4 protein-coding genes are annotated in these 3,963 nt (G+C 74.2%); 1 reads left to right on the top strand and 3 read right to left on the bottom strand.

All coding sequences use genetic code 11. The annotated features are described in order from the left end of the window. Positions 1-12: 12 nt before the first annotated feature. The gene (locus HCN52_RS07745) at positions 13-1,119 is read right to left on the bottom strand and encodes a mechanosensitive ion channel family protein (RefSeq protein ID WP_168087625.1); all 1,107 of its coding nucleotides are present in this window, start codon (positions 1,117-1,119) and stop codon (positions 13-15) included. Positions 1,120-1,246: 127 nt separating this feature from the next. Between HCN52_RS07745 and HCN52_RS07750 the strand changes: the two genes are divergently transcribed. Then, positions 1,247-1,840, top strand: coding sequence for a dienelactone hydrolase family protein (locus tag HCN52_RS07750; protein ID WP_168087626.1), 594 nt, complete (start codon positions 1,247-1,249; stop codon positions 1,838-1,840). 233 nt (positions 1,841-2,073) lie between these two features. Here HCN52_RS07750 and HCN52_RS07755 read toward each other — a convergent pair whose 3' ends face one another. Then, positions 2,074-2,859 (bottom strand): DUF5710 domain-containing protein, encoded by a 786-nt coding sequence (locus tag HCN52_RS07755; protein WP_209314277.1) that lies wholly within the window; start codon positions 2,857-2,859, stop codon positions 2,074-2,076. Between the two features lie 150 nt (positions 2,860-3,009). Next, positions 3,010-3,846, bottom strand: a complete 837-nt coding sequence (locus tag HCN52_RS07760) for an endo alpha-1,4 polygalactosaminidase (protein ID WP_168087627.1) — start codon at positions 3,844-3,846, stop codon at positions 3,010-3,012. Positions 3,847-3,963 lie beyond the last annotated feature (117 nt).

Consider the following 3,963-nt stretch of genomic DNA (forward strand, 5'->3'; position numbering starts at 1 on the left):
CCGCTTCGCGGCTCACACGCTCGCGGTGGTGCCCGCCTGCCCGCCGGCGGTCGGGCCCGCGGCCGGCCCGGGTGTCGCGGAGGGCGGCAGCGCCGCCGGCGAGGTCGGCACCCGCGGCAGGGCGTAGGGGTGGTGCTCCCGCAGCCAGGTGATCATCTCCTCGCGGACCGCGCAGCGCAGCGTCCACACGTCGTCCGAGTTCTGCGCCGACATCGACGCCCGGACCTCGATCGTGGTGGGGGTGGTGTCGGTGATCAGCAGCCCCCAGGTCCGGCCGTCCCAGTCCGCGCGGCCCAGCAGGAACTCGTGCAGGTGGGACCGCATCTCGGCGATGGGCGCCGAGTGGTCCAGGTGCATGAAGACCGTACCGGTGATCTCGTGCCCGCCCTTGGACCAGTTCTCGTACGGCTGGTTGTTGAAGTACGACACCGGCATCGTCAACCGCCGGTCGTCCCAGATGCGGACGGTCAGGAAGGCCAGCGAGATCTCCTCGACCGTGCCCCACTCGCCCTCGACGACGACCGTGTCGCCGATCTTGACGGAGTCGCCGAAGGCGATCTGGAGCCCGGCGAACAGGTTCCCCAGCATGGACTGGGCCGCCACACCGGCGATGATGCCGATCACACCCGCCGAGGCGAGCAGCGACGTCCCCAGGGCGCGCAGCGCGGGGAAGACCAACATGATCGCGACGGCCGCCGCGACCATCGCCAGCACCGTCGTCACGATCCGGCGCAGCATCGTCAGCTGGGTGCGGAACTGCCGGACGCGGGCGACGTCGTCGGTCCGTGCGGCGTAGTCCGCCAGCACGTTCTCCGCGATCGCGCCCGCCACGCGTATCGCGAGCCACGCGGCCGAGGCGATGGTCACCGTCGCGAGGACGCTGAGGATCACCCGGCCCTGCGGTCCCCGCACCTGAGCGAGGTCGTAGGTGAGTTGCAGCGCGCCGGAGCCCATGAGCACCTGGAGCGGCAACTGGCAGCGCCGCAACAGCTCCGGCAGCCGGTTCTGGGGCCTCCGCGTTGTCGCGGCGTGCAGCGCCCGGTCGATGAGCCAGCCGATGACGAGTGTCGCGGCGATGGTGCCTCCGAGCACCAGCACCGGTCGCATCACGTCCTCCATGGTGTGTACCTACCTCCGTCCGGACCGCCGTAGGTCCTGTGGGCATGCCTGGCGCGCGTCAGCCGCAAGGCTAACTGGCAGGATGGGCCGACCGACCGGAACCGCGATCACCGGAGACCTCCCCGTCATGGCTGACATCGTCCTCGTCCACTCCGCCCTCGGCCTGCGCCCGGCCGTCACCGAGGCGGCAGAGCGGCTGCGCGCGGCCGGGCACCGGGTGGAGGTGCCCGACCTGTTCGAGGGACGTATCTCACAGACCGCCGAGGAGGGCCGGGAGGTCGCCGACGCCATCGGCCACGAGGAGTTGCTGCGCCGGGTCGTCGCCGCCTCCGCCCGGCTCACCGGCGGCGACGCGGCCGACGCCCCCGGGCCCGTCTACGCCGGGTTCTCCCTCGGCGCCGCACTGGCGCAGACCGTCGCAATGAACGACACTCGCGCCCGCGGCCTGCTGCTGCTCCACGGCACCGCGGACATCGCCGAGGACGCCGCCGTCGACGACCTGCCCGTCCAGTTGCACGTCGCGGACCCCGACCCCTTCGAGACGCACGACTGGGTCTCGACCTGGTACCTCGGCATGCGCCGCAGCGGTGCGGACGTCGAGGTCTTCCGCTACCAGGGCGCCGGACACCTCTTCACCGACCCCGGCCTGCCGGACCACGACGCGGAGGCGGCCGACCGGGCCTGGCGGCTCGCCCTGGCCTTCCTCGACGAGCTGGACTGACCGCCCCCCGCGCCGTCACCGGGGCCGCGCCCGCTCCGGCCCCGCTCCGCCCCGCCCCGCCCCGCTCCGGCACCGGGCCCGGACGCGGCCCCGGCGCGGTGCACCGTCCGGGAACCGAAGCTCCGGAGCGAGCAGCGGTGGTGCGCACCCGGTACGGACTGCGCCCGCGCCTCCGGAGCGCGGGACGACCGTCGCGCGCCCCAGCAGGTCCGCGGGGCCGCGCACCCGCGGCCTCAGCCGGGGGTGCGCCGCCGCTGGCGCGGTATCCGGCGCAGCGCCTCCCCGCCCGGCGCCGCGCGCCCCGGCGTCTCCCTGCCCGCCTCCTCGGCGTCCAGCGCCTCCCGCGCCGCCGCGACGCGGTCGGCGGCCTCCGGCGGCGGCACCACGGTGATCCCCGCGTCGGTCAGCATGGCGAGGTCCAGCGTCCAGGTCAGCCGGGAGCGCTCCCGCCAGGTGGCGAACGCGGCGGCGATGTGCCGGTCCGCGCCGGCCTCACTCATCCCGGTCACCCGCATCAGGTGCGCCCGCGCCTCCGCCGCCCGGCCCTTGACCTGCGCCAGGCCGAAATGCGTCACGGTGTGGCAGTCGGTGCAGAGACAGACCAGGCGGCGCAACGTCTGCACCCGCCGCGCCTCGTCGTAGCTCCACCGCTCGTGGGCCTCCAACCAGCGCCGGGCCGCGCGGTCCGGCCCGGCCCCGCACGCCTCGCAGCGCTGCCCCGCCCGACCGTGGACCATCCGGCGCAGTCGCTCCCAGTCGCGCTCCGCGACGCACGAACGGACGTTGGTGAACCAACAGCTGCTGGGCACCAGATCCACGAAGAGGCCGCGGCCCAGCGACCGGTCCTCGCCCGGCAGCAGCTCCGGCACCTCCGCCCCGGCCGCCCAGCGGAGCAGGTCCGCCATCCCCGGCCGCGGCGCGTACCACCGCCGCGCCGCCGGGTCCCACCGTGCGCCGGCGGCCTTCGCCATGTCCTTCTCCGCGAACGGCACATCGAGCCATAACCGCTCCGCCGCCATGCATCCCCCTCGTGTCGACACCGTCGAGTGAGGGGCCACCCTAGGGCCACCGACCGACAACCGGGTCGCGCACGGGGCGACTTCGGGAGTGCGGGGGCGACCACCGCCGCCCGGCCGGGTCCGACTCCGGCCGGGCGGCGCGCGAACGCGTCAGGTGGCGGGGCAGTTCTCCCGCACGTAGCCGTCACGGCCCACCGGCAGCACCATCAGGTCGCGCTTGACCACCGACAGCCGGTCGCCCCACCCCGAACAGGTGGTCTCGAAGCCGCCGTCGGTGTACTCCACCACCAGCACGCGGTCGTCGTACGCCGAGGCGTACCCCTCGCACTCGTTCCACTGGCCGCAGTTCTCCGCGACGACGAAGTCGAACCCGGCCTCGTCGCGCCGGTCGACCAGCTCCACGGCGTTCTTCTGCGCCACCGCCAGGCCGAGGTCGTGGCCGCGGCCGGTCAGCTCCGCCGCCATGGCCACCGCGTCGTCCTCGGAGATGTACGCGTCGAAGCGGTAGAAGGTGTCGTAGTTGTCCGGCTCGACGGCCTGGAAGCCCTTCTCCGCGCAGTCGGCCATCCACCCGCCGACCACGTCCGCGATCCGCTCGCGCTTCTCCTCGGTGCGGATGTCGAGCACGGCCTCGCCCCAGGCGCCGTCGTAGACGACCTCACCGGCGGCGTCCCGCAGCAGCAGGTCGTCGTCCCACTCGTCCTCCGCGCCCGGCTGCGACTGGAAGGCGTTGACGTAGCAGATGCTGTAGAGGCCGTCCGCGGGAACGCCGGTGTGGTCGCGCACCACGACCTCGACGTCCTCGTCCGGCTCGTACGCGCCGCCGATCTGGTAGTCCCAGCCCGTCGCGCGCGGCGGCAGCTGCGGCTCGGCCGCGCTCGCCTCACCGCGGGGCAGCAGGGCGAGGCCGGCGCCCGCCGCCGTGACGGCTATCGCCGCGGTCACGGCGAGCGCGGGGGTGCGACGGTTCTTGCGGTGCTCTGACACTGTTCCTCCGAGTGTGGGGGCGGGGGTGGGGGTGGGACGTGGGGCCGCGACATGGCAGACTCACCCCACGATGGGCTTCTCCGGAGCAGGTACACGCGCGGTACGCGCCGCGGTCTT

Origin of the sequence: Streptomyces bohaiensis (genome assembly GCF_012033785.1) — a bacterium.
GTDB classification, from domain to species: Bacteria; Actinomycetota; Actinomycetes; order Streptomycetales; family Streptomycetaceae; genus Streptomyces; species Streptomyces bohaiensis.

Bases quoted from the DNA above. Each gene is read 5' to 3' on its own strand.
- HCN52_RS07745 (WP_168087625.1), bottom strand. From the start codon at position 1,119: ATGGAGGACGTGATGCGACCGGTGCTGGTGCTCGGAGGCACCATCGCC.
- HCN52_RS07750 (WP_168087626.1), top strand. From the start codon at position 1,247: ATGGCTGACATCGTCCTCGTCCACTCCGCCCTCGGCCTGCGCCCGGCC.
- HCN52_RS07755 (WP_209314277.1), bottom strand. From the start codon at position 2,859: ATGGCGGCGGAGCGGTTATGGCTCGATGTGCCGTTCGCGGAGAAGGAC.